Raw genomic sequence first — 26,365 nt, forward strand, 5'->3', positions numbered from 1 at the left:
TAAGGTTCAAGAAAAAACCGGAACAATATGTCATTACCGTTAGTTATAGATTATGAACATGGCATCAGTGCCATTGATGCGCAGTTTCACCGCCCCAAACGCGCGGCGATTCACCTGATTGTCGAAAAAGGCGCGGCCGCGCTGGTGGATACCGGCACTTCGTTTTCCATTCCCGGTGTCATCGCGTCGCTCGAACACAAGCACATTGCTGTTGAGGATGTTGCTTATGTCATCTTGACGCATATCCATCTCGATCATGCCGGTGGCGCGAGCGAGTGTATGCGGCTTTTTCCCAATGCCGAACTGGTTGTGCATCCACGCGGCGCGAGCCATATGGCGAATCCGGCGCGGCTGGTCGCCGGTGCCATGGGAGTTTATGGCGAGGCTGAATTCAAGCGCGTGTACGGTGAGATCTATCCGATCGATGCCGCGCGGATTATTGAAGCGCCGGATGAAAGCCGTATCGATCTGAACGGACGCTCATTACTGTTTCTCGATACGCCGGGGCATGCGCGCCACCATAATTGCATTTTCGATGAGCGCAGCCAGTCTTTTTTCACCGGCGATACATTCGGCGTTTCGTACCGGGAATTCGACGCTAATGGCTTGGAATTTGTTTTCCCGACCACCTCGCCGGTGCAATTCGATCCTGCCGCAGCGCACGCTTCGATTGACCGCATTATGCGCTATCAACCACGCTACGCTTATCTGACCCACTATAGCCAGATCGGCAATCTCGCGCACCATGCGCAATCCCTACATGAATTGCTTGATGCGCACGTCGAAATTGCGCAACGCGCAAAAAATGCTGAAGACCGCCAAGCGGTAATTTCAAAAGCTTTACGGGAAATACTGCTGCAACGGCTGACACAGCAGGGTTGCCGGTTGCTGCTGGATGCGATTGATGAGCTTCTGCGCTCGGATATCCGGTTGAATACACAAGGGCTGATTCATTGGCTCGATCAACCGACGGAGCGTTTCAAACAGCTTTGATTGGAAAAAGACCAGTCTTGGCAGCCGAATAGAAAATGGGGTTAATGCGGAGAGCCTTAACCCCATTATTTAGGAGAGTCTTACGCTGTAACTTTTTTGCCAGAGTAATGGGTTCTGGTTTTGGATGAGCTTGCTGCCATGGCGATGACCAAGTAATTTACGTACAAAATCGTGCCAAGAATGATGTCGGAGATAACCCATTCGGTTACCGATTCCGGTAAATTGAACACCGACAAAACACCAAAAAATGTGCCGCTAATGACCAATGCTGAAATAATAAAAATATGACCTGTTTTCATGAGAATTTCCTTGTTTGAAATGTGTTGAGGTTGTGTGAAAAAAGCGTTTACGGCAATTGGATAGAGATCTTCACAAAAAGTTCACACTAATTTCACATTTATTTCACATCTGCTAGCTTTCTATCTGAAAGATAAAGAAATTATTTTTAAAAAAATAATAAAAAATCAGTAAAAAATGTAATTCATCAAATTAAGCTAAAATGATTCATATTAAATATTTAGGGAAATTTACCGGATGAATACGTTGTTTTCACCGCTCAAGCTGGGCGCGCTGACGGTACCGAACCGCATTTTCATGGCGCCGCTGACGCGCTGCCGTGCGGGTGACGAACATATTCCGAATGCGCTGATGGCGGAGTATTACGCGCAACGAGCAAGCGCCGGTTTGATCATTGCCGAAGCGACCATGGCTATCGAAGGGCATTCGGCCTTCTGGAAGGAGCCGGGCATTCATTCCGCGCAGCAGATTACCGGCTGGCGGCTGGTGACCGGTGCGGTGCATGCCGCCGGTGGCAGAATCTTCCTGCAACTCTGGCATGGCGGCAGGGCCTGCCATCCACTGCTCAATCGCGGCGCGCAGCCGGTCGCGCCGAGTGCCATCGCCATCGCCGACGAAGTGCGTACGCCGGAAGGAAAAAAGCCGTATGCCGTGCCGCGCGAATTGCGCGATGACGAATTGCCCGGCATTGTCGCCGGATTCAAACAAGCTGCGCAGAATGCCCAAAGTGCAGGTTTTGACGGCATTGAGATTCACGGTGCAAACGGTTATCTATTGGATGAGTTTTTGCGCGATGGCTCGAACAAACGTAGCGGTCCTTACGGCGGTCCGGTTGAAAATCGCGCGCGCTTGACGCTGGAAGTACTCGAAGCAGTCAGCGCTGTATGGGGCAACGACCGGGTGGGGCTGCGCATTTCGCCGCTCAGCAGTTACAACAGCATGATCGACAGCGATCCGGCCGGATTATCCGCCTGGCTCGCCAACCGCCTCAACGATTATCACCTGGCATACTTGCATGTGATACGGGGCGATGTTTATCAGCAGCAAAGCGGCGACGTGATGACGCCGATCCGGCAACACTATAAAGGCGTGTTGATCGGTAATATGGGGTACAGCGGCGAGGAAGCCGGTAAAGATATCGCCGCAGGAAAAATCGATGCCGTGGCTTTCGGCACCAGCTTTCTGGCTAACCCCGACTTACCGGCGCGGATCAAAACCGGCGCAGCGCTCAATCCGCCCAATCCGGCCACGTTTTATACGTGGGACGCACAAGGCTATACCGATTACCCGGCATTAACCACTTCGTGAGTACATAAAATGCGACTGTTATCCCTTATTTTTCTCTGCGCTGTCCTCAGCGGGTGCTTGTCGGTTCCGCACAATGTTGCGCCGGTTGACGGCTTTGAGCTCAATAAGTATCTGGGAAAATGGTACGAAATCGCCCGGCTCGATCATTCGTTTGAACGCGGACTCGACAATGTCACGGCGGAATACTTCCTGCGCGACGATGGCGGTGTCAGAGTCATCAACAAGGGCTTCTCAACGGCGGAAAACAAGTGGAAAGAAGCGGAAGGCAAAGCGTATTTCGTCAGAGACCCGCAGCAAGGCTATCTGAAAGTCTCCTTCTTCGGCCCGTTTTATGGGGCTTACATCGTGTTTGAACTGGACAAGGAAGACTATCAATACACCTTCGTCACCAGCTACGACAAATCGTACTTATGGCTGCTGGCGAGAACTCCAACGGTCAGCGATGCCTTGCTGGAGCGGTTTGTGCGCAGAGCTGCGGAACTGGGTTTTGAATCGGACAAGCTGATATTCCCAAAACAGAATTAGCGCGCATGCTATGCAACAGTTACTGATTACACTCGGAGTCTTATTGCTAGTACTCGGCCTGCTGTGGCCGTGGTTATCGCAATTGCCGCTCGGCCGCTTGCCCGGCGATATCCACATCGAACGCGAGAATTTCAGCTTTCATTTTCCGCTGATGACTGGCTTGGTCATTTCTGTCGTGCTGACACTGATACTGTGGTGGTTGCGGAAGTGAGACCATTCGATGTAATTGTAAGCGGAGGTTAAGGTTAATCAACCTTACACTCTGATATCTTACGGACATGCTCCTCATTAGTAATTAGATCATGCGTATATTCTCCTCTAGGACCCCCGATAGCGAGTCGTAGGAAATGAATACGAAACCCGAGTTTCCCAAAAAAGCGGATCTGAACTTTCGCGTAGGGATCGTTTCCCTCAAAGATGATACCGTGAAATGGGTGGGACTTCTCGGCAATCAGTCGCTCGACATGAATCAGACTTGGGTCTAGTTCACCTGTTGTGAGAGCATGACGGATCTCATCAAGGGGCTGTATTTCCTCGTATATGTCAGTTCCAAGATGGCAAGCGATGAATTCGAAGGCGACTTTCAGTGGAATGACCGGATCAAGCAGTGGTCCATCGAGCGCCAGCTCAAGTTTCGTTATTCCCCATTTCACAACTTCTAAGTCAGGAGCAATTCTGACTCGAATATTCTCTGGTGCTTCGTCTAGCGCCCGAATAGCTTCGGCGCGGAATGGTGCATCGTATCCTTGGCGATGGAGGATGGCATCGATGGATTTTCGTGCTTCAGGTGTAGATTGTATAAGCGAGCCATCTGGATTTGTCTTGGCGCGAACTAAAAACTCACCATCCTTGACGTAGCCCGTCGTTTTTCCTCCTGGACCGCATCCCACATAGGGTGAGTTTTTCGAAAGGGCTTGGGCCAGCGCTGGTATCTCGGCGGCAAGGTCGTTCACGAGAAGCCGGATTGTAGGATCTAATCGCGCAGTTGTTTCAGTTCGATGCCCGAGTGAAGAGTTGCAAGCTTGACAAAGAAAAACAGCTGTCAGATGGCCTCCGAGCGCCTTTGGGATAAGATGCTCCTTGGAGAGAGCCGTCTCGCGAAGACAGGTGATGCATCTACTGCCAGTCCAAGGGATACGAATGACCAGTCTCCTTATAAGTGCAATTTATAAACTAGAATTAGATATCCAAAATGACGCAATTGAATATTCAGAAATGAAATCCAAAACAAAACACCCCGCGTGCTACTTCCTTTATTACATGAAAGGCTGTCATTTGGCTTTTACTTTTAATATAACAAGCTTTTTAAATCCGTGCCTCTTTCATTCATTACCGAATAGCACCGTCCACTCCTTTCGTCAATTGATGGATCACTTTCCCCGCCGTGTCTTGTAACGTCACTTGCAGCGGCATTTTTCCCAGCGCATGCGTGGCGCAGGAAAGACACGGATCGTACGCGCGCACGGCGACTTCGAGGTGGTTCAGCAGCGCTTCGGTGATTTCCTGGCCGTCGAGATACTGGCTGGCGACGACGCGCACCGATTCGTTCATCGCCTGATTGTTGCTGGTGGTTGAGACGATCAAGTTGGCTTGGGTGACCAGGCCTTCTTCGTTGACTTGGTAATGATGAAACAACGTGCCGCGCGGGGCTTCGATGACGCCGATGCCTTGCGGTTGGCGCTTGCCTTTATCCGCCATCAGGTCTGTGCTGGTGATGCCGGTGTCGTGCAGCAAGGCGTGAATCGATTCGGCGCAGTGCAGCAGTTCGATCATGCGCGCCCAGTGGTATGCCAGCGTGTCGTGCACCGCGCCGCCGTTGCCGTAGGCTCTGAAGCGCAGTCGTGCGGCTTCGGCCAGCGGCGTGGCGATGCGGTCGCAATTGTTGATGCGCGCGAGCGGGCCGACGCGGTACCAGCCTTCTCCGGTTCCCAGTGCGGAAAAGTACGGGAATTTCAGGTAACTCCACGGACGTACTTCCTCTTTGAGGATCTGCTGATAATTACAGTAATCGAATTGATCGAAAATCGAGCTACCGTCGGCGGCGCGTGCGCGCAATCCGCCGTGGTAGAACTCCAGTTCGCCATTGCTGCCGGTCATGCTGAGATAGTGGCTGCGCAGCGTGCCGAAATCGCGGTGTTCCGGGTGCGCGGTGTGGATGTGTTCGTTCAGCGCCAGCGCTTCCTGGCTCCATTGCAGGATGTTATCGATGCCGGCGAGCAGCGCATCGCGTTCGGGTAGGGTCAGTGCTTTATTCATGCCACCGGGCACGGTGCCGGTGCCGTGAATGCGCTTACCGGTGATCGCCTCGATGATTTGCTGGCCGTATTTGCGCAGTTTGACGCCTTTCAGCGCGATTTCCGGAAATTGTTCCAGCACTCCGGCGATATTACGCTGGCGCGGATCGCTGCCGAAGCCGAACAGAAAATCGGGTGACGAAAGGTGGAAAAAGTGCAGCGCGTGCGATTGCAGCATCTGACCGAAATGCAATAACCGGCGCAGTTTGGTTGCCGCCGGCGTGAGTTGCCGCACTCCGGCGATTTGATCCACCGCTTTCCCCGCCGCCAGTTGGTGGCTGACCGGGCAAATGCCACACAGCCGTTGCACGAAGAACGGTACTTCCCAGTACGGACGGCCCTGGATGAATTTCTCAAAACCGCGGAATTCGACAATATGGAAGCGCGCTTCGACGATGTGGTTGTAATCGTCGATCAGCAAGGTGATTTTGCCGTGCCCTTCGACGCGTGTGACCGGATCGATGGCGATGCGGCGGGTCGTTGATGATGCAGGTTTGTCCGGTTCCATAGCGCTTAATCGTAATGTAGCTGGGATGTTGCGATCACCGGTTTTTCCCCGGCCAGCAGCGGTTGCAGCAATTGCAAAAAAGCCTCGGCAGAAGGCGGGCAGCCGGGCAAAAAGTAGTCGATGGGCACAATTTCGCTGACCGGATAGACTTTGTCGAGCAGCAACGGCAGTTCAATATCGTCGGGAATCTGCGGGTTGGTGATGCCGGTGCCGGTGAGATACGCTTCCTGTAAGCAATCCTGCAAATCGAAATAATTGCGCATTGCGGGCACGCCGCCGTTGATCGCACACGCGCCAACGGCCACCAGAATTTTGCAGCTGGCGCGGAATTCGCGCAACACGTGCACATTTTCCGCATTGCACACGCCGCCTTCGATCAAGCCGATATCGCACGGGCCGCAGTGCTTGATATCGGTGAACGGCGAACGATCCAACTCAACCTGTTCAAGTAAAACGGCGAGACGCTCGTCCATATCCAAAAAAGACATGTGACAACCAAAGCAACCGGCCAACGACGTGGTGGCGATTTTGAGTTTGCGTTTGATCGCGTGTTCAGGCGTCATTTTTTATCGGATTCCTTGACGGATAGTTCTTATACAGCAGATGCATGGCGGTTTCGTTTTACAGTCAATTAATGCCGGTCGAATGCGGTTATTTTCATGAATAATATAATGAATTGCCGACGCAGAAATCCCTTGATCTGGGTTACGGTATGAGAGTATAACGTAACTGAACTGATTGACGGGAATCAGTCTCGTTCCGGTTGCAGAGCCGATCACTATGATTGTAATCTCATCAATACAAAGAAAAAACATTCGCATATCCCAAGGAGAACTTTCCAATGAGACAATATTTACCTGCAAAAACAATCGCAGCATTTGCGCTGATGGCCGGATCGCAGTTTGCGCTTGCAAATACGACCGTAACCCTCGGCGATCAGGATTTTGCCGACGGCGCGACAATGAACATCGTTCCTTTTACGACTGCCGGAACCGGAGAACCTGCGCCATTTGGTCTATTCATTGGCGGGGATACCAGTGCAAACTTCTCAGCCAGTTGGACATTTTCCTACGGCGCAATCGCGAATACCATTCTCGGTGGCAGCTTGATACTCGGAATTTATGATCACGAATCCGCTGCTACCGGAAATCAAGTGGCGTCCTTTACCGTCAATGGGGTGGACCTGACCAGCGCGCTCAATACGCTGTTCGAGTCGCACGGCGGCGCTAGCCGTGAGGATAATGTGTATACGCTGACGTTGCCGTCGTCGACCTTCGCCGGGCTGGCCTCGGGTACCGTTAATGTTGCGTTATCACTGACAGGTCCGGGATTGGGCTTATTCGGTGAGACGGCCTTTAACGGCGCCGGGCTGGATTTCTCCACGCTGGATATCGCCACCGCCGTTCCGGAACCGCTGACGAGCACGCTGCTGCTGATCGGAGTTCCAGCGGTATTGGCTGCGGCGCGGCGTAAGATAGTCTGATACGGTTAATTTTGTTACTGAAGTGCTTTCAGGAGCGAGGAGAAAATAATGCCCGATCCCTATTTAGGTGAAATCAAGACTTTTGCAGGTAATTTTGCCCCCGCCGGCTGGGCTTTGTGTCAGGGGCAGTTGCTTCCAATCGAACAGAATGACGCGTTGTTTTCGCTCATTGGAACAATCTACGGGGGCGATGGCACATCGACTTTCGCTTTGCCGAATCTTGCCAGCCGTATTCCGCTGCATCAAGGCGCCGGGCCTGGTCTCAGTCCCAGGGTGATCGGTGAGCTGGGCGGCAGCGAAACAGTCACTTTGACCGCCGGGCAATTGGCGGCGCACAACCATACCGCGGTCTGTTCCAATACGACCGGCAATAGCGCGAGCCCCGTCAACAGCTATTGGTCGACCGATCCCGGCGGCAATACCGGGGCTTATAGCACGGCCAGCGGCAGCGCCATGGCTGCTGCGGCGATCGGCAATACCGGCGGCGGGCAACCGCATAACAATGTGCAACCTTATTTAGTCATCAACTACATCATCGCGCTCGAAGGTATCTATCCTTCTAGAAACTAGGATTACAAGAGAACGGCTGGCGGCAGTTGAAAAAAGGAGATTCTGGCATGAGTGATCCGTATATTGGAGAAATCCGCTCGTTTGGTTTTAATTTCGCGCCGGTGGGCTGGGCGCAGTGTAATGGGCAACTGCTGCCCATTGCCAGCAATACGGCATTATTTTCGATTCTTGGTACAACTTATGGCGGCGATGGCAAATCGACCTTTGCGCTGCCTAACCTCCAAGGCAATGTCGTCATGGGCGCGGGGCAGGGTAGCGGTCTTTCTAACCGCGTGCTGGGCGAATCGGGCGGCACGTCGGCGGAAACATTGACAATTCAGCAAATTCCGCCGCATAGCCATCCGGCCAACGCGCAAGCCGGAAACGGCAATAAACCCGCTCCCGCAGGAAATTTCTGGGCGCAGGATCTGGGCGGCAGTAAGGAATACGGCGATAGCGGACCGGCGCAAATGGCGGCTGGAATAATCACCGCTACTGGCGGCGGGCAAGCGCACAATAATCTGCAACCGTATCTGGCGTTGAACTTCTGCATTGCGTTGCGTGGCGTATTTCCGCCCAGAAGTTGAAGCCGGACATTTCGCAGCAAGAATTCGACAAGATAATGAGAGGATAGTATGGACGATCCATTTTTAGGAGAGATTCGGCCCTTTGGGTTCGATTTTCCACCCAAGGGCTGGGCGAGTTGCGATGGCCAATTGTTGCCGATTGCGCAAAACGCTGCACTGTTTTCTTTATTGGGCACGATGTACGGCGGAGACGGCCGCACCACGTTCGCGCTGCCGGATCTTCGTGGCCGCGCCGGGATGCACCTGAGTTCAGTTCATACCCAGGGAGAACGCGGAGGGCAAGAAAGCGTGACGCTTACAACCGCGCAAATTCCTCCGCACAGTCATACGGCAAACTGCAGTAATGTCGCTGGAACTCAAACCAGTCCGGCGGGAAAATTCTGGGCGCAGGATTCCGACGGCAATGTCGTGTTCAGTAGCGCAGCCGGCGCAACCATGGCTGCCACGGCGATTGGCAATACCGGCGGAGGGCCGCATCCCAATATGCAGCCCTACCTGGTGGTGAATTATTGCATTGCACTGCAAGGTGTTTTTCCGAGCCGGAGTTAGTTTCCAACTACCACCGGCAAAGCCGGTGGTACTGCGGCACCGCCTTTATGCGTGTACCGTGCGATTGCGGCGGTGAATGGAAACCAACCCGCCAAGCCCAACCAGCATTAGCGCCCATGTGGCCGGTTCAGGCACTGCTGTTACCGTGTACTGAATATCATCCAGCAGGTACCCATCTCCAGCACTGAAATCGTCGAAAGTAATGCGTGCCATGCCGGTGAAGTTGAGACTGATAAATTCATCGGATGAAGTGACAGAGCCGAGCAAGTTGTTGGCCGTATCAAATGCTTGCACAACAATAGTATCCACTTCGGAGGTATAGACACCGCTGATCCAGTTGTGGAAAGTAAGGCTGTTGGTCGTGGTTCCGCCTAATAACTCCATCGTAATCTCTTGCCCATCGTGTAACGAGGAGAGTACTCGGCTGGATTCCGATGGAAATACAGGGGTGAGATCCCGAATTTGCAAACCCAATCCTGAAAAGCGCACACTGGTCCCATCAACAAGCAACGTTGTCGTACCTCCCGCATAAGTGCCCACCGGTTCACCCTGAAAATCGATAAGCGATGCATTGGCAAGCGGCGCTAGCGCTATCGAAGAGGCTATGATCAAACTGCGATATAAAACATGCATGTTATTTTCCTTATTATAAATTTTAAAAGCAAAGTCGAACTATACTGAAAACATGGTTGCTTGCACAGCCGGGCGCTGTCTAAGGCACAACGCACGGTAGGCTGGACTGCCAAAGAAAGCCCAGCATCAAATGAGAACGAAGCTCCCTTTGAATAGATCGATGGACATGCGGTAGCATGTATACCGATAACAATCACAAAAAGGAAAGCTAGCGTGGATACGATTGATGAACAAGTGCACGAGCAGAAACCAAAATTTGAAAGCGTATCATTGTGGAAAAGAATAAAAAATGTGCTTTTACTATCATCGTTCTTGGGGCTTATATCGGCCAACATTGCGACGCTCGTCAACGATAGCTTGCATACCGCCGCCTTTAATACATTGAAATCTTTCTTGGGATATGCATTGACTGACACGACATTAACGAGAGTTCTTGGTCAAAGCCCAACAATAAAAAGAAATGATGATGCGGCTGTTAAAACAAAAGAATTGATTGATAAAAATACCCGGTTGGCCAGAAATAACTCAGAATTGGAAGAGAAGCATGCCAAACTTAAAACTGAATCTGCTAGAAAAGTAAAAGCTGTTCAGAAAGTATCAAAGCGTATAGCCACTCGATCGATTACGAGTGCAACACGTAATATTGCATCTCTTCCAGGTGAAACAATTCCGGTACTGGGTACATCGATAATAATTGGAGTAACCCTGTGGGATATCCATGATTTTTGCCAGAACATGAAGGACATTAACAAGTTAAATAGTGAGTTTGATCATGCTCTTGAAGATCAGGACCAGGTATGTGGCATAGAGGTACCAACAAAAGAGCAGGTTCTGGCCGATGTGAAAGAAAATTGGCAACAAGCATATAGTGATGCTAAAGACCAAATAGAATTATCGCATATGAATGCCAAGGATCTGATCAATCAGAAGTATGGGGATGCCAAAGTACAAGCCATTCGAATGGGAGATGATCTGGAAGATCAATTCGTAGATACGTATACGGATGCTATGAATAAAATTAATCAAATCAAAACACAAACTCAAGTTCCGCCGCCAGCGGAGATATGGAAAACGGTTAAAGATAAAATTTATGATCTTTCTGAAAAGTTTGTGCAGTAATGTGCAAAGCGCGGTAGGCTGGGCTGCCAAAGAAAGCCCTGCATCGAGCTAAGGTGAGCTTGTAATTCCACTTTTGTTAAATCGTAAGCATCCCACCCGGACAAGATTTTGCCTGCTCCAGGCGCATCAGCGTCGGTAGCAGATTGAGATGGGTTCTTTCTTTCAATTCGAGCGCTTGTTCCTTGAGTTCATTGACAGGAATCTCGATTTTTTCTCCGCTTGCGGCCATTGCGATGACGTTGCCGCTGTCGCAAGGAGGGAGAGCCAGTGCGCGTGTATCGAATGCTGTTTTGAGGCGTTCCAGACTGGCCTGATGCCCGCGGCTGCGGCCTAGCAGATTCACCGCGAGCACGCCGTTATGGCTCAAGCGCGCGCGGCACATTTGGTAAAACGGCAGCATGTCGAGCTCGCCGGGGCGCGCATCGGCGTCGTAGCCATCCACCAGAATCAGGTCGTAAGTCTTATCGTTCCCGGCAATATACTGTGCGCCGTCTGCGATGACGATATTAAGGCGTAGCGGGTCGTCCGGCAGTTTGAAGAATTGCCGCGCGGCTGCTACCACGCGCGGTTCGATCTCAACCGCGGTCAGTTTTGCCAGCGGGTAGTAGCGATAAAGAAATTTGGTCAGCGATGCCGCGCCCAGGCCGATCAGCAGCACTTTGCGCGGAAACCGCGCATCGTTTCTTAGCAACAAGCTGACCATCATTTCCTGGGTGTAGTCGAGTTCCAAGCGCCAAGGGCGCGCGATGCGCATCGCGCCCTGTATCCAGTCGGAACCGAAATGCAAAGTGCGCACCCCGGCTTCTTCGCGGATATCGATGGAGAAACTCATCGTGCTTTTTGGCTCGACCGGTATCCGGTAACTTTGTTTGTCACGATTGCTTAAGTCCGGCTGGCGGCGAGCGCTTGTTCCAAATCCACCAAAATATCGTCAATATTTTCAATGCCGATGCACAAGCGGATCATGTCTTGCGTGACGCCCGCCGCAGCCAGTTCGGGGCCGGTCAGTTGGCGGTGGGTTGTCGATGCCGGGTGCGCGGCCAAGGATTTCGCATCGCCGATGTTGACCAGCCGTTTGAACAGTTTGAGCGCATCGTAAAATTTCACACCCGCTTCAAATCCACCCTTGATGCCGAAGGTCATCAAGGCGGATGGGCGGCCTTGCATGTATTTTTGCGCCAGTTGATAGTATTCCGATGACGGCAGACCTGCATATTTCACCCACGCCACGGCGGGATGTTGCTCAAGGTATTGCGCGGCTTTCAACGCGTTCTCGGTATGCCGCTCCATGCGCAACGACAAGGTTTCAATGCCTTGTAAAAAGAAGAAAGCATTCATCGGTGACATGGCCGAGCCGGTATTGCGCAGCGCCACCGTGCGCACGCGTCCGATATAGGCGGCGGGACCGAATTCCTGCGTATAGACGACGCCGTGATAAGCCGGTTCGGGGTTGTTGAGCATCGGAAACCGCTCTGCGTGATCCGGCCAGGGAAACCGGCCGGAGTCGACGATGATGCCGCCGACCGATGTGCCATGTCCACCCATATATTTGGTCAATGAATGCACCACGATATCCGCGCCGGATTGGAAAGGTTTCATCAAGACCGGCGTGGGTACGGTGTTATCGACGATAACCGGAACACCGTGCCGATGCGCCATCGCGCAAATGGCTTCCATGTCCGGAATGTTTCCCGCCGGGTTGCCCAGCGACTCGCAGAATACCGCCGAAGTTTTTTTGTCGATCAACGGCTCGAGACTCGCCGGATGGTCGTCCTTGGCGAAACGCACTTCGATTCCCAATTTCGGCAGCATGTGCGCGAACAGCGTATAAGTTCCGCCGTACAGCAGCGGCACGCTGACAATGTTATTGCCCATCTCGGCGATATTGATCACCGCATAGTGAATTGCCGCCTGGCCTGAACTGAGCGCCAGCGCCGCCACACCGCCTTCCAATGCGGCAACCCGTTGTTCCAGCACATCGTTGGTCGGATTCATGATGCGCGTATAAATATTGCCCGGCACGGCGAGATTGAACAAATCCGCGCCATGCTGCGCATTGTCGAATTCATAGGCGACGGTCTGATAAATAGGAACCGCCACCGATTTGGTGGTGGGGTCGGTTTGATAACCGGCGTGGATAGCGATTGTTTCGTCTTTCATGCCATTCTCCCGTGAGAAAAATCAAGAGTTGCCGGGAAGTGTAGCAGGTTTGTGAGGTTATGCCATTGCGCCTGCCAGAGAGCGGTTAACAATGACTGGATCGTATACTCAATCGTCATTTTTGGGTTCAACATGCTCTTGTAAACTGGTCTCTCGAATCGTTTGCCGGTCGTAAATACGTTGACCGATCGGCACTTGGTAACCTTGTTCTTTGATCAAGATCGCACCGACCGGACAGATATTTGCCGCCAGATCGGTAACTGCCATCGTGCTATCCGCCAGCTTTCCGCTTGGGGAATTGACGATCAAATGCGCATCCGTGCCGCGTCCGGCGATGGCAAAGACATTTTTCTGATCCACATCACGGCTGGCGCGCACGCACAAGTCGCACAGAATGCAGCGGCTGCGGTCGAGTAGAATTTTCGGGTGCGAGGCATCGAGTTCGCGGCGCTGATAAAACTGCGGGAAGTGATCGTCCAGCATGCCGAGGTGATACGCCATTGCTTGTAGCTTGCAGTTACCGGTTTTCTCGCATGACGGGCAAATGTGATTGCCTTCGACGAACAGCATTTGCGTAATGGCCTTGCGTGCTTCGTTCAATTCCGGCGTGTTGTTGCGGATTTCCTGTCCCGCTATGGCCGGTGTGATGCACGCGGCGGCGCTGCGGTTGCCGGTTTCCACCACGCACAAGCGGCAGTTGCCGCTCGGCGGCAGGCCGGGGTAGTGGCACAGATGCGGAATGTAAATGCCGGCAGCCAATGCGGCGTCCATGATGGTCTGTCCCGCTGTGAACGGGATTTCCTGATCGTCGATGCGGATTGTGCTGGGATGGTCTGACATTATCCGTTATCCAAATGTGCGGCCGCGTCGTCACGATGTGCCGCCTGCCGGGCGCTTTCCAGCGCTTGATCGAGATCGAATTGCGCGGTGAAATGGGGTTGCAGAGGAGCAGAAAAAGTTTGCGGAAACTGCTGCAAGCCATCCAGCACATGATGAGCGGCGGTATGCCCCAGGCCGCAATGCGATTGGTGTTGAATCAGATGGCTGAGCTGTTTGAGTGCTTCGATATCGTGCGTTGTGCCGCGGCCTGCGGCGATTTTATCCAGATTGTTTTTCAATAACTGCGTGCCGATGCGGCAGGGCGTGCAAAAACCGCAGCTTTCGTGCGCAAAGAAATGTGCGAAATTGCGGTGGATCGCGAGTAAATCGCGTTGCTGAACGAATACCAAAAACGATCCGCCGGTGGAGACATCCTCAAAGCTGATGGTGCGGTTAAATTCCGCCGCGCCGAGTAACTTTCCGGCGGGGCCGCCGATTTGCACCGCTTGCACATCGCGCGCGCCGCAATCGTCGAGAATCTGTTGAATGCGCACGCCAAACGGATATTCGTAAATGCCGGGCTTCTCGCAATCGCCGCTGATGCTGAGGATTTTGGCGCCGCGCGATTGCTCCGTGCCGATGGAATTAAACCAAGCGCTGCCGTGTGCGGCGATATGCGCTGCCGCGATGAAAGTCTCGACATTGTTGACGATGGTGGGCTGCCCCAGGTAGCCGTGCGTGACGGGAAACGGCGGGCGGATGCGCGGAATGCCGGGCTTGCCTTCGAGCGATTCGATCAACGCCGATTCCTCGCCGCAAATATAGGCGCCAGCACCAACGACAATGTCGATGTCAAATTCAAAATTTTCATATCCGAGAATATGTTGACCCAATAATCCTTGGCTGCGGCGCTGATCGAGCGCGGCGTGCAGATGCGGTAATAAATAGCGGTATTCGCCGCGCAAATAGACGAATCCTTGTTTTGCGCCAATAACTAACGCGCAGAGTGTCATGCCTTCAATCATCGCATCGGCATGGTCGCGTAACAGCAACCGGTCTTTGAATGTACCGGGCTCGCCTTCGTCGGCATTGCAGACGACATAATGCGCACTGCCGGGTGCTGCGCGGCACAATTGCCATTTTTTGCCGGTATCGAACCCTGCGCCGCCGCGGCCGCGTAAGCCGGATTGCTGGATGACTGCCAGTGTTCGATCAGCACCTTGCGCCAATGCGGTTTGCAGCGCGCTGCCGGGAGCGTGTTGTTCCATTAGCAGCAGATCGCGCTGATATACCCTGTCATGCACGGCAAACCATTCCGCTGGCCAATCGGCGAGCGGTGATTCCGTTGTGATCCGCTGTGCGATCTGTGCCAGTTTTTCCGCATTCAAGCCGATCACCGGCAGCCCATTGACCAGCAACGATGCGCCCTGATCGCACATGCCGATGCACGAGGTCTCATCAATACTGATCAATCCGTCCGCGCGTGTTTTGCCCGGGGTGACTTGTAACAGCTGGCACAGCATCCGCATCAGATCTTGTTCTCCGGACAGATAACCGCAACTGGTGCAATTGCTGAATAAGATATCGAAACGGCCGCGCGGTTGCGTGGAGAAAAACGAATAGAACGCGACTACCGCAGCCACCTGGCTGAGCGGTATATTGAATTCGGCAGCGGCTTGTTGCATGGCGTGCGGTGAAATATGCCGGAATTGCTGTTGCAACGCATGCAGCCGATGCAGTATATGCCGGTGCGGTGAGGCGGGATGGTGCGGGCGTGAAATATCCATGAGCAAAAGTATACCGAGGTTAACACCGGAGTGCAGGAATGGTTAGGGTTAGTTCTATGAAATCTTGCTCATTTTTATAAAAACCGGAACGAAATTCGTATTACAATTAATAACCTTATTCTTAATAGGAAAAGGTTATTAATGATAAAAATAAGTGAGAAGCGCTAACTAAAACATGCAACTTTAAGGTTGGTTGGCGTGAGAACGAGATGGGCTTAATTTATAAATAGGAGGCTTTATGTTTAAACAGATTATTTTGACCGCGGCAGTGCTGTCAGTATCAATGTCCACGGCATTTGCTACAACCACGATCGGCGGTGCAACACTGACCGATACCGCGACGGTGAACAGCGGTACGGTATCACCAACCAGCTACCTGAGCTATGTCAGCGGCGGTAATGGTGCAACCGGCTGGGCGGATGGATCGACTTACGGTGGCGATGGCTTCACGCCTGCCGCTGCGATGAGTACGGCCGATCATCATTGGTTGCAGTACGATCCGGCGATCCTGGTGTATAGTCCTGCTGCATTGAGTTTCGTGCTTGCGATTCCGGCTATCGATCATGGCTGGACTGCCGATAACACCGGTGAATTTTGGGAGCCTTTTGAATTCCGTATTTACGGTTCCGACGCTACTGGCGCGTTGCTCGAAGAAGGGCACATCACCAGCGTGTGGGCAAGAGGCGTGGATGATTCCAGCGCTTTGAAGAATGCCGACGACTGGTCGTCACAATGGTCATTTACCGGCTCCTATAACTACTTTGCAGTTGTATCGGGCGATCGTCTGGTTGGTGGACCATGGTCTCCAGGCGAAGGTGAAATCGATGCCATCGCAGCTATTCCTGAACCCGAAACCTATGCGATGTTGCTGGCCGGTTTAGGTTTGTTGGGATTTGCTGCACGCCGCAGAAAACAGTAATAACAGTAACGAATAGTCCGGTTTTCCGGCAAAAAGACAAACCCCGCTTCGGCGGGGTTTTTTTATGGATATTGAGTCTTTAAGCTAACAGTGCGGCCACAATGCCGGTGATAAAAATTCCGTCAAACGTACCTGCGCCGCCAATCGATGCATACGGCGTGCCGAGCCGGGAAATGTCTTTCATGTGCAGCAGATCGGCGCCGATCAACACACCCAGTGTTCCGCTGATGTACGCGAGCGCGGCGCTCTGTTCCGGGCTGATGACCAAACCGGTCAACGCGGCGCTGATGGGTGCCACCAATATGGGCATGCCGATGCCAAGCCCCTGAATCGGGCGGCTGAAGTAGTAGCTGATCGCGCTGATGATCGCGATTCCCAACAGGGTGGAGGACAAACTGAGTGTGCTATGGGAAAACAAATACAGCGACAGCGTTGCCGGTATCAGGCAGCCGCCGAGATTGATTAAAATTTGTGTTTCATTATGAAATGGTTGTGGCGGCATCCTGAGCAATCCCCAGTAAGCAGACGGGGTGAATTCCTGTACCGGCACATCGCTTTTGATCCGCGCCACCGGCAAATTGACGGCGCTGCCGAGCAAGGAGAACAATAGCACCATCAAACCGGATTCCGGCGGCAACCCCAGCTTCACAAAAGCAAACGACAGCAACTCCACCTGAAACAGCACCATCATGATGCTAAGCAGGAAAATGAAAAGCAGCAGATGCAGCGGGGAGAAATAATTTTTCATCGGGGTATCGTACGGGAAATATCGTTGAGTAATCTATTTTATTCAAGAATTTTTCATTGTAACGGGAAATGGATTCGAGGCATTCAGATTCCGGCTGATAATCCTGCGGATAAGCACTGTCCGGGGTTAGAAATGCCAATTTGACATGCTTTTCCATGCATGTTTGAATATCGTTCCGATATCATAAAAGAACAACTCATCACGATGGAAAATGCGGGCAGGAGAATTCACCGTCACAATCTTCACACAGTCATTCGAGACATCGAGCGTGGTAACCGGTTCTATGCGTGAGCTCAAATGACGCGCGCGATCGCTTTGGTCGATTGCAACAACTTCTATGTGAGTTGCGAGCGGGTGTTCAATCCGCGCCTGGAGAGCAGGCCGGTTGTGGTGCTGTCCAATAACGACGGCTGCGCGGTGGCCAGAAGCAACGAAGTGAAAGCGCTGGGTGTGAAAATGGGGCAGCCGTGGTTTGAGTTCGAGGACTTGGCGAAAAAACACGGAATCATTGCGCAATCTTCCAATTATGCGTTGTACGCCGATATGAGCAACCGCGTGATGAGCATTCTGGCCATGTTCAGCCCGCAGCAGGAAATTTATTCGATTGACGAATGCTTTCTCGATTTAACCGGACTCGGAACACCAGATCTGGCATGTTATGGCCAGCGTATCCGCCGGTGCGTGAAACAGTGGACCGGTCTGCCGGTTTGCGCCGGTATCGGATCGACCAAGACGCTGGCCAAATTGGCCAACCACATCGCCAAAAAATACCCGGAATTGGACGGTTTGTGCGACCTGAACAGCATGCCGCTCCACCAGCAAGATGATTGGTTCAGCCGGATTGCCGCAGGTGAAGTCTGGGGTATCGGCCGGCGGCTTGTGCCCAAGCTGTATGATGGTGGCATCAAAACCGTGCTCGATCTGAAGCGGGCTTCCCCGGCCGCGATGCGCTCGCGTTTTTCCGTCGTGATGGAGAAAGTTATCCGCGAACTCAATGGCGTGCCTTGTATCGAGCTGGAAGAAATCGCACCGCCGAGAAAGCAAATTGTCAGCTCGCGTTCGTTCGGCGTTCTCGTGGCGGATCTGGCCAGTCTGGAAGAAGCGGTTTCGTTGTATGTGCGCCGCGCAACGGAAAAATTGCGCCGCCAGCAATTGTGTGCCGGGGCGATTTACGTTGCGATCCGTACCAGTCCGTTCAACGAAAAAGAACGGTATTATGCCAATGGTCTGGCTATTCCGCTTCCTGTGCCCACCGACGATACCGTGCGATTGACCAAAGCCGCGTTATGGGGGTTGCGTAAGATTTATCGCAGCGGCTATCGCTATCAGAAAGCGCGGGTGATGCTGTCCGAATTGGTTTCCGCCGGTAACCGGCAATCCGACTTGTTTGGTTTGGCAGCGGCAGAAAATAAATCCGGCAAATTAATGGCGGTTATGGATCAAATCAATGCCAAAATGAGCAGCAGCACGTTGAAGCTGGCGTCCGAAGGCTTCCGGCAACCGTGGAAAATGAAACAAGGAAACCGCAGCCCCAGATACACAACAAACTGGAACGAGCTGATTTGCGTGACGAAGTAAATAGCGCGGATGCGCTGGCAGTAATGACTAACAGGAGAGTGACCGCTATGCCGATGCTATCGATCAACCCGGCCACAGGCCAAACCCTGCATTCTTTTCCAACCTGGCCAGCCAGCGAAATCGATACGGTGCTGAGTCAGGTGGAATCCGCGCAAGCCGGATGGGCGGCGCTCGGTTTTGAACAGCGCGCCGGTTTTATGCGTAATCTCGCGCAAATTTTCCGTCAGCGCAGCGAAGAGTATGCCCATCTGATCACCGAAGAAATGGGGAAACTGCTCAAAGAAGCCAGGGCGGAGGTGGGGAAGTGCGCGATGGGTTGCGACTACTACGCAGACCATGCGCAAGCGTATTTGAGCGACGAAGTGATCGCTTCCGATGCGAGCCGCAGTCTGGTGGTTTATCAGCCTTTGGGCACGGTGCTGTGCATCATGCCGTGGAATTTTCCATTCTGGCAATTGATCCGCGCGGCGGCGCCGGCGATGATGGCGGGTAACGCGGTGGTATTGAAGCACGCGTCGAATGTGCCGCGTTGCGCGCTGGCGCTGGAGGAAGCGTTCCGGCAAGCCGGATTCCCCGAGCATATCTTCCGCACGTTGATGATCAGTGCCGCACAGGCGGAGACGGTGATTGCCGATCCGCGTATCGCTGCCGTGACGCTGACGGGCAGCAGCGCGGCGGGACGCAAAGTCGCGGCGATTGCCGGGCAGCATCTGAAAAAATGTGTACTCGAACTGGGCGGATCGGATCCGTTCATCGTACTCGACGATGCCGACATCGAAGCGACGGCAAAACAAGCGCTGACGGCACGGTTGCAGAACATGGGGCAGAGCTGTATTGCCGCGAAGCGCTTTATTCTTGTGGAAACTATTGCCGATGCCTTTGTTGCGCAATTGAAAACGCTGATGAATCAATTGCAAAGCGGCGATCCGAAAGATGGCGCCACCGGCATTGCGCCGATGGCGCGCGAAGATTTACGCACCGAGCTGCATGCGCAGGTCGAGCGGAGTCTGGCAGCGGGTGCGCAACGGGTGACCAGCGGCGCTTTCATCGGCACGCAAGGCGCGTACTACGCGCCGACGATTCTGGATCATGTGCAACCGGGGATGGCGGCGTTTGACGAAGAATTGTTCGGTCCGGTGGCGGCGATCGTGCGGGTGAAAAATGCCGGAGAAGCGATCCAATTAGCCAACCGCACGCATTTCGGCCTGGGCGGCAGCGTATGGACGTGCGATGCAGTGCGCGGCGAGGCGCTGGCCCGGCAGATTCATGCCGGTTGCACCTTCGTCAACGGCATCGTCAAAAGCGACCCGCGCCTGCCGTTTGGCGGCGTGAAAGAATCCGGTTATGGCCGGGAACTGTCGTACCACGGCATCCGGGAGTTTGTGAATATCAAAACGGTGTGGATTAAATAGCCGCCACTTATAAACCGGCATGCAGCCCCGGTATGCCGATGCGCTGGATGCGGATGGCGTTGTTGCCTTCTTCATACGCGAGCAAGCGGCCTTCTCTGTGCCATAGGCGGAACGCCAGCGAGTAGGCGAGCACCCGTATCGGATAGTCGCGCGGCAGCGTTTGCAGATAGGGTTGGATCGTGGTGAAGTCGGTGGCGCCGTATTGCTGCATGATAAAGCGCAGACCGCCATTCGCGGGGCCGATGTTGTAAGCCAGCAATCCCAGGAATAGATCGTCTTTCATTTCCGCCAAGTAATGTTTGAATGTCGCGGCGGCGACAAAGGCGTTGTGGCGGGGATTATCCAGCATAATTTTTTCCACATTGAGCCGCCTGCGCGCTTGCGCGATGACGGTTTCCGGAACCCGGGTGATCTGAAACAGCCCGCGCCCGCCGTCGCTGCTGTCGCGCGGGATAAAAGACGATTCGGTTGCGGCGATGCCGTGCAGCAGATGCGCGTCGATATCGAAAGACCGCGCTGCGTCTTCGATCGCTTGCCGGTATTCTTGCGAGCGGTTAACCATTTTTTGCAATTGCGCCGAATCGTGACGGCGGTAAGCCGCGTAAACCTGATGCGCAATCGTCACTCGTCCCGCTTCTTCCTTACCGCCGACCAAAGTGCGGAAATTGCCGTAAGCCAGCGAAAATTGATCGTGCGTGACGAGCCAGGATATCAGCACAGCGAGTGCAATGGACAGTGCCGGTGTCAGCCATTCCGAATGAAGCCGCAGCCATTTTCTCAGTTTCCACCAGCCGACCAAAAAAACGCTCACAGCCAATATCAACGCCAACACACCGGCGGTGAACGGTAGCAAATGACCGAAAAAACTGGTGCCCGAGAACTGGCCCGCGGAGTAACCGAGCAACAGGATAATGGCGCAAACTATGGCAATGCTTAAGCCGAGTATTTCGATGCCGGTCAGTAATACTGTCCGCTGGAATCCGCCGGGCCGGTTTCTTCTGGGTTGCTTCCTGGGCGGTTTGCCAGGGTCATTGCCATTACGTGCAGCTGCGGTGCGTCTGCGCCTCGGTTTCGGTTTTACGGTAGCGGGTTGGGGGTTGCCGGAACGGGGTGCTTTATCCATTGAAATGGGGATCGAACAAGATGCACCGCATAGGGGCAATGGCTGGATGAATGGAGTTGCTGATGACATCGCTCCGTCATTAAAACGGAGCGATGCGGCTTCCGCGCATGACTAACGTAACCGGTGGCTCACCCATAAGGATGCGGCAAACAGCAGCACCGCGCCGCCTTGATGCGATGCGCCTAATGTAATCGGCACCGCATTGAGCAGCGTTGCAATGCCTAAGCTGATTTGTACCCCGAGCATCAGCAGAAAAACGTTGCAAGCTAAACGCGTGGTTCCCGGCAACTCGACTTGGCGCGATTTAAACCAGAAAAACGGCACGGAAAAAGCCAGAATCCAGGCAATCAGCCGGTGATCGAATTGCACCAAGGTGATGTTATCGAAGAAATTGCGATACCACGGTTCCAGTACAAAGAGATCGGGTGGAATGACATGCCCGTTCATCAGCGGGAAAGTGTTGTAGGCCAAGCCAGCGCGGATACCCGCCACAAAGCCGCCGGATAGCACCATGAAAAAAATTAATGAAGACAGGCTAAAGGAAAACCGCCGCAGGTTTAGCAATTTTTCGTCCGGTTTGGCAGGCGTGCTCTTGGGCGACAGCAATCCCAATGCGACCCAGAACATCGCGGCGAAAATGACAAAGGCCAGCCCCAAATGCGCAGTCAGGCGGTACTGGCTGACATGCGGATCGTTGACCAGGCCGCTCATGACCATGTACCAGCCCATGAATCCCTGCAATCCGCCCAATACGAATATCCCCGCCAGCTTGATACCCAGCGGCCGGTCGATTTGCTTTTTCACTAGAAAGTAAACGAACGGCACAAAAAATACCAGACCGATCAACCGGCCGAGCACGCGGTGAAAGTATTCCCACCAGAAAATACTTTTGAATTCATCGACACTCATGCCTTTATTGACTTGCTGGTACTGCGGTGTGGCACGGTATTTTTCCAATAACACGTCCCAATCTTGCTGCGTAATGGGCGGCATGGTGCCGACAATCGGCTGCCACTCGACGATGGAAAGCCCGGAATCGGTCAAGCGCGTAACACCGCCGACCACTATCATGGCAAATACCAGGGCACAACAAATGAATAACCAGATCGCAATAGGTTTCTGCATAATCGTAAAAATTTAAATTATTTTTGAAATTGAATGGATAACTCGGTATCCCTTGCTTTATTTGGCGCGCATCAAGCGTTGCTTGGTACGCTCCCATTCCTTCTGTTTCTCGGATTCGCGCTTGTCATGCTGCTTCTTGCCTTTGGCCAAGCCGATTTCCAGTTTAATCCTGCCCGCTTTGTAATGCATATCGATGGGAACCAGCGTGTACCCGGCGCGTTCCACTTTGCCGATGAGCCGTTTGATCTCTTCCGCGTGCAACAACAGTTTGCGGGTTCTGACCGGATCAGGATTGATGTGCGTTGAAGCCGTCTTGAGCGGACTGATATGACAGCCGATCAGGTACAACTCACCATTGCGGATAATAACATAAGCTTCTTTCAACTGAACCCGGCCATCGCGGATGGCTTTGACTTCCCATCCCTCCAGCACCATGCCCGTTTCGTACTTTTCTTCGATAAAATAATCGTGAAAGGCTTTTTTATTTTGTACTATACTCATAGGGGCATGAAATCGGTGGGAATTACGGGATTTCGTATATTTTATCAGTTTTTCAGTATTACCTCATGGATGCGGGGTGATTTACTTTTATGGCAGAAATAGAAAAATCAGTTTTAGTTGAATACTCGGCAAGTCAAATGTTTGCCTTGGTCGATGATGTGGCGAGATATCCTGAGTTTCTTCCGTGGTGCGGCGGTACTTCCGTCGATCCGCAAGACGAAGTGACGACGCATGCCACCGTCAAGATCGACTATCACCATATTCAGCATAGCTTTACCACCAAGAATAAACGCTTTCCACCGGATTTGATCGAGATGAGTCTGCTCGACGGGCCGTTTGAGCACCTGGACGGTTACTGGCAATTTGTTCCGCTATCGGATAGCGCCTGCAAGATCAAATTCCGTTTGCATTACACGTTCTCGCACCGGATTCTCGAGAAACTGGTCGGACCTGTGTTTCACATGATTGCAAACAGTTTCGTGGAACACTTCATCGAACGGGCGGAAGTGATTTACGGCAAGCGGTGACAGCGCCGATGCAAATTGAAATCGCCTACGCGCTGCCGCAGGTTCAGTTTCTGAAAAAACTCGATGTATCTCCGGGGTGTACGGTTGAACACGCGATACGGTGCTCCGGCGTTTTGGATGAGTTTCCGGAGATTGATCTGACTCAAAACAAACTGGGTATTTTCGGTAAATTGACCCAACTGCAGGCCGTGCTGGAGCCGCATGACAGGATTGAAATTTACCGGCCTTTGATCATCGATCCGAAAGAAGCGAGAAGATTACGCGCCAAGAAAAATAACCGCTGACTTTCCCTAGCTCAATTTCAAGGGAGTAAACATGATCCGCGCTGTATTAATATTGCTTGCAACGTGCCTGCTGCTTTCCCTTTCCGCTTGCGCAACTAAAAAAACGGAAAAGAAAACGCCCGATGCGGAAGATCGCACAAAAATCCTCACACCCTTTGAGCAACTGTCGCTCAAATCCGACGCAAAAACAGTATTTGAAGATCAAGGCAAATTCATTCTGCTGGAGGGAAAAAAATGCATGCAGCGTGATAATGGGGCTGAACCGGTAACCCTGCTGCAATGGATTGAAATGCCGGATTACGTCGATAGCGGTACGGTGGTGTTAAATGGCTGGGATTTGCGCTATCTGAACCAGGATCGCGAAGTCAATTCGATGCGGGCCGATATCACGCACAGCAAGCTGGTTAAAAACACCGGTTCCACGGTGCTGGTATTCGAGGCAAAAGGCAAGCTGGAAGATCAGAGCCGCAAGGATGCTTTTGAGTTTTGCGTGTTTTATACCGCATTCGGCTACCATTCTTCGGCAATTGACGCCACGATAGAAGAAGATCACAACGGTGTCGAATCTTCGGTAGTGCAGACTGAAAGCCAAGGTGCGGTAGCTACATTGGAACATACCGGCCAAAAAGGCATGTTAAGAAAATACGATGCGGTTGCCATTATCCCGCGCGGATTTGATTTCCAATACGCCGATACCTTTGAATGCGAATGGCGTCTTTGGCCGTGCCAATGGTCGGATCGCGTGGATTACCGCCTGTTGCAAGTGGCTTACAATTTGTCGCAAGCCAGTGCAGCGCCCAGTCTCGGTGGTACCCCGCACTGGGTGACGCAGACCATTTTCAAGGATAACAACACGCACGCGCACCGCATCAAAACCCGCGCTGCCCAGATCCGCGGCCGCAGCGTCAAACTGCACGGAGATTTCCTGGCGCTGAATCCACGTACCGGAAAAGCGGATACCTGCCGCAAAAGTATCGATGGCGTAGTGCGCACGCAAACGGTTCGTATCAATGAGCTACCTTACGACTATGCCATCCCGATGCTGACCGGCTGGGAACTTGCCAACGAATGCGAACATCAACGGGTACAGCGCGCAGGCATCTGGATTCACGACATCCGCTTCGATCCAAGAGCAGGTTACCTGGAATACAAAGTATCCTCCATCCTGCGCGACCAGGACGGCGCCCCCAGCTTCAACAGTGCACACCGCATCACAGTGCTGGGACTCAACCGCTTATCGTCTTCGGAGAAGAAACGAGCGCCCAAGTTTAAATTGAAGCTCAGGGAAGAACGATAGGTTACCAGCTGTTATCAGGCAGTAATGGAGTTTTTGTTATCCGGTTATTTCTGCGGTTCCAGCTGACTATCGCATAGCGGAATACTGTGGCTACCGTGTACTACCCGCTCCGTCACACGTATTTTCGACATCCCCACCCGCCAATCATCACCGCTGCAGCCAATTGATCAGGCGCAGATAGCTGCGGCCCGAAAGCGTGGTTTCAAATGCAAAGTTTCGCGGCGGCTGATGTTCTATGATTTGTGATATCCTTTCCGATAAAAGAGCACCACTATAATGATAAATCAGGAGTTTTTTATGAAAAAATCGATAAAACAATTCATTCTGTCGGCCTGCACGGTTATCTTGATGAGCAATGCAAATTTTTTGCCGGCCGATATCACCACCGATACTGAAAAGCTACTGAATTGGGCTGAAAATACTTATCCGGATTTTTTTCCTAATCATCAGGTAACACAAAGCATTGAGCCTTGGCTATACCGTTATTACCCAGACACTGGCATTTATGCTGGGGTGAACAAGAATGATAATAGTGTTTATGTGCTGGGTGGACCGTATGGGACTGTACCAACAAGGATTGCAGGATTGCCGGAATTGATAACGGGAATCGTTGATACCGGTGGGAATAGTAGCATTCCTGCTTGCAATACAGCCAATGCACCTGCTGGGATGTCATTTTCGCAAAGCGGTAATGTTGTCAATGTCACTACGGGTGGAGCTTGTATACCGCTCCCTGCCAACAATAATTTCTGCTCAACACGGAGACAGTCGACAGCAACTGGTATTTCGGTAATAACCAGTACGGCAGTTGTTTCAGCGCCGATTAACGGGATTACCATCGATATCCCGGGCATTCCCAATCCATTTCAATCAGCTGCCGAGGGGTTTGCAAATAGCAAACATTGTACAATCCATGTTCCGGCCGATGATGTCAATTTGATAATCAATACCAATGTATGTTTCGACATCACATCGGCACTGATCGGAATTACGGATGTGCCCGGAGTAACCATCACGCCTCCGGTAACATTGGCGCTAAATAGCACGACCACCAACCAAGTCGTACCGAATTGCTTTGCCACCGATGCTAATTCGATCTACAACGCAGTTACCAATGAGTCCTGGAAAAATGTTGGTGGCCGTTTTGTAAACTCAGGTTCAAAGCGGTAGCTGTTTACAAGAAACTGATCGCAGTAGCGATCACTGCAATATTAATTTAGGGGCTGTAGTAGATTAGCTT

Annotated in this window: 30 protein-coding genes and 1 pseudogene; 17 read left to right on the forward strand and 14 right to left on the reverse strand. The window is 52.6% G+C overall.

Going from position 1 to position 26,365, the window contains the following annotated elements; translation table 11 throughout:
* Positions 1-27 precede the first annotated feature (27 nt).
* A complete protein-coding gene (locus ABD07_RS13430; RefSeq protein WP_160818712.1) occupies positions 28-993 on the forward strand; it encodes an MBL fold metallo-hydrolase in 966 nt (321 codons plus the stop codon).
* Positions 994-1,073: 80 nt separating this feature from the next.
* Here the strand turns inward: ABD07_RS13430 and ABD07_RS13435 are convergent, their stop codons facing one another.
* The gene (locus ABD07_RS13435; protein WP_160818713.1) at positions 1,074-1,292 is read right to left on the reverse strand and encodes a C4-dicarboxylate ABC transporter; all 219 of its coding nucleotides are present in this window, start codon (positions 1,290-1,292) and stop codon (positions 1,074-1,076) included.
* Between the two features lie 235 nt (positions 1,293-1,527).
* Here ABD07_RS13435 and ABD07_RS13440 point away from each other — a divergent pair, with 235 nt between their 5' ends.
* The 3 genes from ABD07_RS13440 to ABD07_RS13450 are packed head-to-tail and all read left to right on the forward strand — an operon-like array spanning position 1,528 to position 3,334.
* Positions 1,528-2,598: an alkene reductase gene (locus ABD07_RS13440; protein WP_160818714.1), complete on the forward strand. Its 1,071-nt coding sequence runs from the start codon at positions 1,528-1,530 to the stop codon at positions 2,596-2,598.
* Positions 2,599-2,607: 9 nt separating this feature from the next.
* Positions 2,608-3,123, forward strand: coding sequence for a lipocalin family protein (locus ABD07_RS13445; RefSeq protein WP_160818715.1), 516 nt, complete (start codon positions 2,608-2,610; stop codon positions 3,121-3,123).
* A gap of 10 nt (positions 3,124-3,133) precedes the next feature.
* A complete protein-coding gene (locus tag ABD07_RS13450) occupies positions 3,134-3,334 on the forward strand; it encodes a DUF2905 domain-containing protein (RefSeq protein ID WP_160818716.1) in 201 nt (66 codons plus the stop codon).
* Positions 3,335-3,368: 34 nt separating this feature from the next.
* Here the strand turns inward: ABD07_RS13450 and ABD07_RS13455 are convergent, their stop codons facing one another.
* The 4 genes and pseudogenes from ABD07_RS13455 to ABD07_RS13465 form a co-directional block, all read right to left on the reverse strand.
* Complete coding sequence (locus ABD07_RS13455) at positions 3,369-4,076, reverse strand: hypothetical protein (protein WP_240142564.1); 708 nt, start codon at positions 4,074-4,076, stop codon at positions 3,369-3,371.
* A gap of 42 nt (positions 4,077-4,118) precedes the next feature.
* Positions 4,119-4,289, reverse strand: a pseudogene (locus tag ABD07_RS15365) (HNH endonuclease); the annotation flags it as partial.
* Positions 4,290-4,452: 163 nt separating this feature from the next.
* Positions 4,453-5,925: a Ni/Fe hydrogenase subunit alpha gene (locus tag ABD07_RS13460; protein WP_160818717.1), complete on the reverse strand. Its 1,473-nt coding sequence runs from the start codon at positions 5,923-5,925 to the stop codon at positions 4,453-4,455.
* 5 nt (positions 5,926-5,930) lie between these two features.
* The gene (locus ABD07_RS13465) at positions 5,931-6,488 is read right to left on the reverse strand and encodes an NADH-quinone oxidoreductase subunit B family protein (protein WP_164502851.1); all 558 of its coding nucleotides are present in this window, start codon (positions 6,486-6,488) and stop codon (positions 5,931-5,933) included.
* A gap of 278 nt (positions 6,489-6,766) precedes the next feature.
* Here ABD07_RS13465 and ABD07_RS13470 point away from each other — a divergent pair, with 278 nt between their 5' ends.
* From ABD07_RS13470 to ABD07_RS13485, 4 genes are read left to right on the forward strand one after another with little or no spacing between them, the layout of a single operon-like run.
* Positions 6,767-7,408 (forward strand): hypothetical protein, encoded by a 642-nt coding sequence (locus ABD07_RS13470; RefSeq protein ID WP_160818718.1) that lies wholly within the window; start codon positions 6,767-6,769, stop codon positions 7,406-7,408.
* A 48-nt stretch (positions 7,409-7,456) separates the two neighbouring features.
* Positions 7,457-7,978, forward strand: a complete 522-nt coding sequence (locus ABD07_RS13475; RefSeq protein WP_160818719.1) for a phage tail protein — start codon at positions 7,457-7,459, stop codon at positions 7,976-7,978.
* A gap of 47 nt (positions 7,979-8,025) precedes the next feature.
* The gene (locus ABD07_RS13480) at positions 8,026-8,544 is read left to right on the forward strand and encodes a phage tail protein (RefSeq protein ID WP_160818720.1); all 519 of its coding nucleotides are present in this window, start codon (positions 8,026-8,028) and stop codon (positions 8,542-8,544) included.
* Between the two features lie 48 nt (positions 8,545-8,592).
* Positions 8,593-9,093 carry a phage tail protein gene (locus ABD07_RS13485; protein ID WP_108698203.1) on the forward strand — a complete coding sequence of 167 codons (501 nt, stop codon included), beginning with the start codon at positions 8,593-8,595 and terminating at the stop codon, positions 9,091-9,093.
* Between the two features lie 45 nt (positions 9,094-9,138).
* Here ABD07_RS13485 and ABD07_RS13490 read toward each other — a convergent pair whose 3' ends face one another.
* Positions 9,139-9,726 (reverse strand): PEP-CTERM sorting domain-containing protein, encoded by a 588-nt coding sequence (locus tag ABD07_RS13490; protein WP_108698202.1) that lies wholly within the window; start codon positions 9,724-9,726, stop codon positions 9,139-9,141.
* A 213-nt stretch (positions 9,727-9,939) separates the two neighbouring features.
* Between ABD07_RS13490 and ABD07_RS13495 the strand changes: the two genes are divergently transcribed.
* Complete coding sequence (locus tag ABD07_RS13495; protein WP_160818721.1) at positions 9,940-10,845, forward strand: hypothetical protein; 906 nt, start codon at positions 9,940-9,942, stop codon at positions 10,843-10,845.
* 76 nt (positions 10,846-10,921) lie between these two features.
* Here ABD07_RS13495 and ABD07_RS13500 read toward each other — a convergent pair whose 3' ends face one another.
* The 4 genes from ABD07_RS13500 to ABD07_RS13515 all read right to left on the reverse strand — a co-directional run bounded on the left by ABD07_RS13500 (position 10,922) and on the right by ABD07_RS13515 (position 15,611).
* Positions 10,922-11,677, reverse strand: a complete 756-nt coding sequence (locus ABD07_RS13500; protein ID WP_160818722.1) for a fused MFS/spermidine synthase — start codon at positions 11,675-11,677, stop codon at positions 10,922-10,924.
* Between the two features lie 50 nt (positions 11,678-11,727).
* Complete coding sequence (locus ABD07_RS13505) at positions 11,728-13,005, reverse strand: O-acetylhomoserine aminocarboxypropyltransferase/cysteine synthase family protein (protein WP_160818723.1); 1,278 nt, start codon at positions 13,003-13,005, stop codon at positions 11,728-11,730.
* Positions 13,006-13,113: 108 nt separating this feature from the next.
* Positions 13,114-13,845, reverse strand: a complete 732-nt coding sequence (locus ABD07_RS13510) for a 2Fe-2S iron-sulfur cluster-binding protein (protein ID WP_160818724.1) — start codon at positions 13,843-13,845, stop codon at positions 13,114-13,116.
* Positions 13,845-15,611 (reverse strand): NAD(P)H-dependent oxidoreductase subunit E, encoded by a 1,767-nt coding sequence (locus ABD07_RS13515; protein ID WP_160818725.1) that lies wholly within the window; start codon positions 15,609-15,611, stop codon positions 13,845-13,847. The genes ABD07_RS13510 and ABD07_RS13515 overlap by 1 nt, the downstream gene beginning before the upstream one ends.
* Before the next feature lie 238 nt (positions 15,612-15,849).
* Here ABD07_RS13515 and ABD07_RS15085 point away from each other — a divergent pair, with 238 nt between their 5' ends.
* Positions 15,850-16,530, forward strand: a complete 681-nt coding sequence (locus ABD07_RS15085) for an FxDxF family PEP-CTERM protein (RefSeq protein WP_240142565.1) — start codon at positions 15,850-15,852, stop codon at positions 16,528-16,530.
* A 79-nt stretch (positions 16,531-16,609) separates the two neighbouring features.
* Here the strand turns inward: ABD07_RS15085 and ABD07_RS13525 are convergent, their stop codons facing one another.
* Complete coding sequence (locus ABD07_RS13525) at positions 16,610-17,278, reverse strand: DUF1614 domain-containing protein (protein ID WP_160818726.1); 669 nt, start codon at positions 17,276-17,278, stop codon at positions 16,610-16,612.
* 297 nt (positions 17,279-17,575) lie between these two features.
* Here ABD07_RS13525 and ABD07_RS13530 point away from each other — a divergent pair, with 297 nt between their 5' ends.
* Positions 17,576-18,856: a Y-family DNA polymerase gene (locus ABD07_RS13530; RefSeq protein ID WP_160818727.1), complete on the forward strand. Its 1,281-nt coding sequence runs from the start codon at positions 17,576-17,578 to the stop codon at positions 18,854-18,856.
* A complete protein-coding gene (locus tag ABD07_RS13535; protein ID WP_240142566.1) occupies positions 18,841-20,268 on the forward strand; it encodes an NAD-dependent succinate-semialdehyde dehydrogenase in 1,428 nt (475 codons plus the stop codon). Before ABD07_RS13530 ends, ABD07_RS13535 begins: the two co-directional genes overlap by 16 nt.
* Positions 20,269-20,275: 7 nt before the next feature.
* Here the strand turns inward: ABD07_RS13535 and ABD07_RS13540 are convergent, their stop codons facing one another.
* Positions 20,276-21,172 carry a lytic transglycosylase domain-containing protein gene (locus ABD07_RS13540; RefSeq protein WP_240142567.1) on the reverse strand — a complete coding sequence of 299 codons (897 nt, stop codon included), beginning with the start codon at positions 21,170-21,172 and terminating at the stop codon, positions 20,276-20,278.
* A gap of 19 nt (positions 21,173-21,191) precedes the next feature.
* Here ABD07_RS13540 and ABD07_RS15090 point away from each other — a divergent pair, with 19 nt between their 5' ends.
* Entirely contained in the window at positions 21,192-21,506 is a 315-nt protein-coding gene (locus ABD07_RS15090) for a hypothetical protein (protein WP_240142568.1), read from the forward strand.
* Here the strand turns inward: ABD07_RS15090 and ABD07_RS13545 are convergent.
* Positions 21,503-22,516: a COX15/CtaA family protein gene (locus ABD07_RS13545; protein ID WP_160818729.1), complete on the reverse strand. Its 1,014-nt coding sequence runs from the start codon at positions 22,514-22,516 to the stop codon at positions 21,503-21,505. The two genes, ABD07_RS15090 and ABD07_RS13545, sit on opposite strands and share 4 nt — an antisense overlap.
* Positions 22,517-22,573: 57 nt before the next feature.
* A complete protein-coding gene (gene smpB / locus ABD07_RS13550; protein WP_108698191.1) occupies positions 22,574-23,017 on the reverse strand; it encodes an SsrA-binding protein SmpB in 444 nt (147 codons plus the stop codon).
* Positions 23,018-23,106: 89 nt separating this feature from the next.
* Between smpB and ABD07_RS13555 the strand changes: the two genes are divergently transcribed.
* From ABD07_RS13555 to ABD07_RS13570, 4 genes are all read left to right on the forward strand, one after another.
* The gene (locus tag ABD07_RS13555; RefSeq protein ID WP_108698190.1) at positions 23,107-23,544 is read left to right on the forward strand and encodes a type II toxin-antitoxin system RatA family toxin; all 438 of its coding nucleotides are present in this window, start codon (positions 23,107-23,109) and stop codon (positions 23,542-23,544) included.
* A gap of 8 nt (positions 23,545-23,552) precedes the next feature.
* On the forward strand, positions 23,553-23,828 hold the full coding sequence (locus ABD07_RS13560; RefSeq protein ID WP_108698273.1) for an RnfH family protein: 276 nt from the start codon (positions 23,553-23,555) through the stop codon (positions 23,826-23,828).
* Between the two features lie 31 nt (positions 23,829-23,859).
* Entirely contained in the window at positions 23,860-25,125 is a 1,266-nt protein-coding gene (locus tag ABD07_RS13565; protein ID WP_160818730.1) for a hypothetical protein, read from the forward strand.
* A 297-nt stretch (positions 25,126-25,422) separates the two neighbouring features.
* A complete protein-coding gene (locus ABD07_RS13570) occupies positions 25,423-26,295 on the forward strand; it encodes a hypothetical protein (RefSeq protein ID WP_160818731.1) in 873 nt (290 codons plus the stop codon).
* Positions 26,296-26,365: the final 70 nt, after the last annotated feature.

Source organism: Nitrosomonas oligotropha, assembly GCF_009833085.1.
GTDB lineage: Bacteria > Pseudomonadota > Gammaproteobacteria > Burkholderiales > Nitrosomonadaceae > Nitrosomonas > Nitrosomonas oligotropha.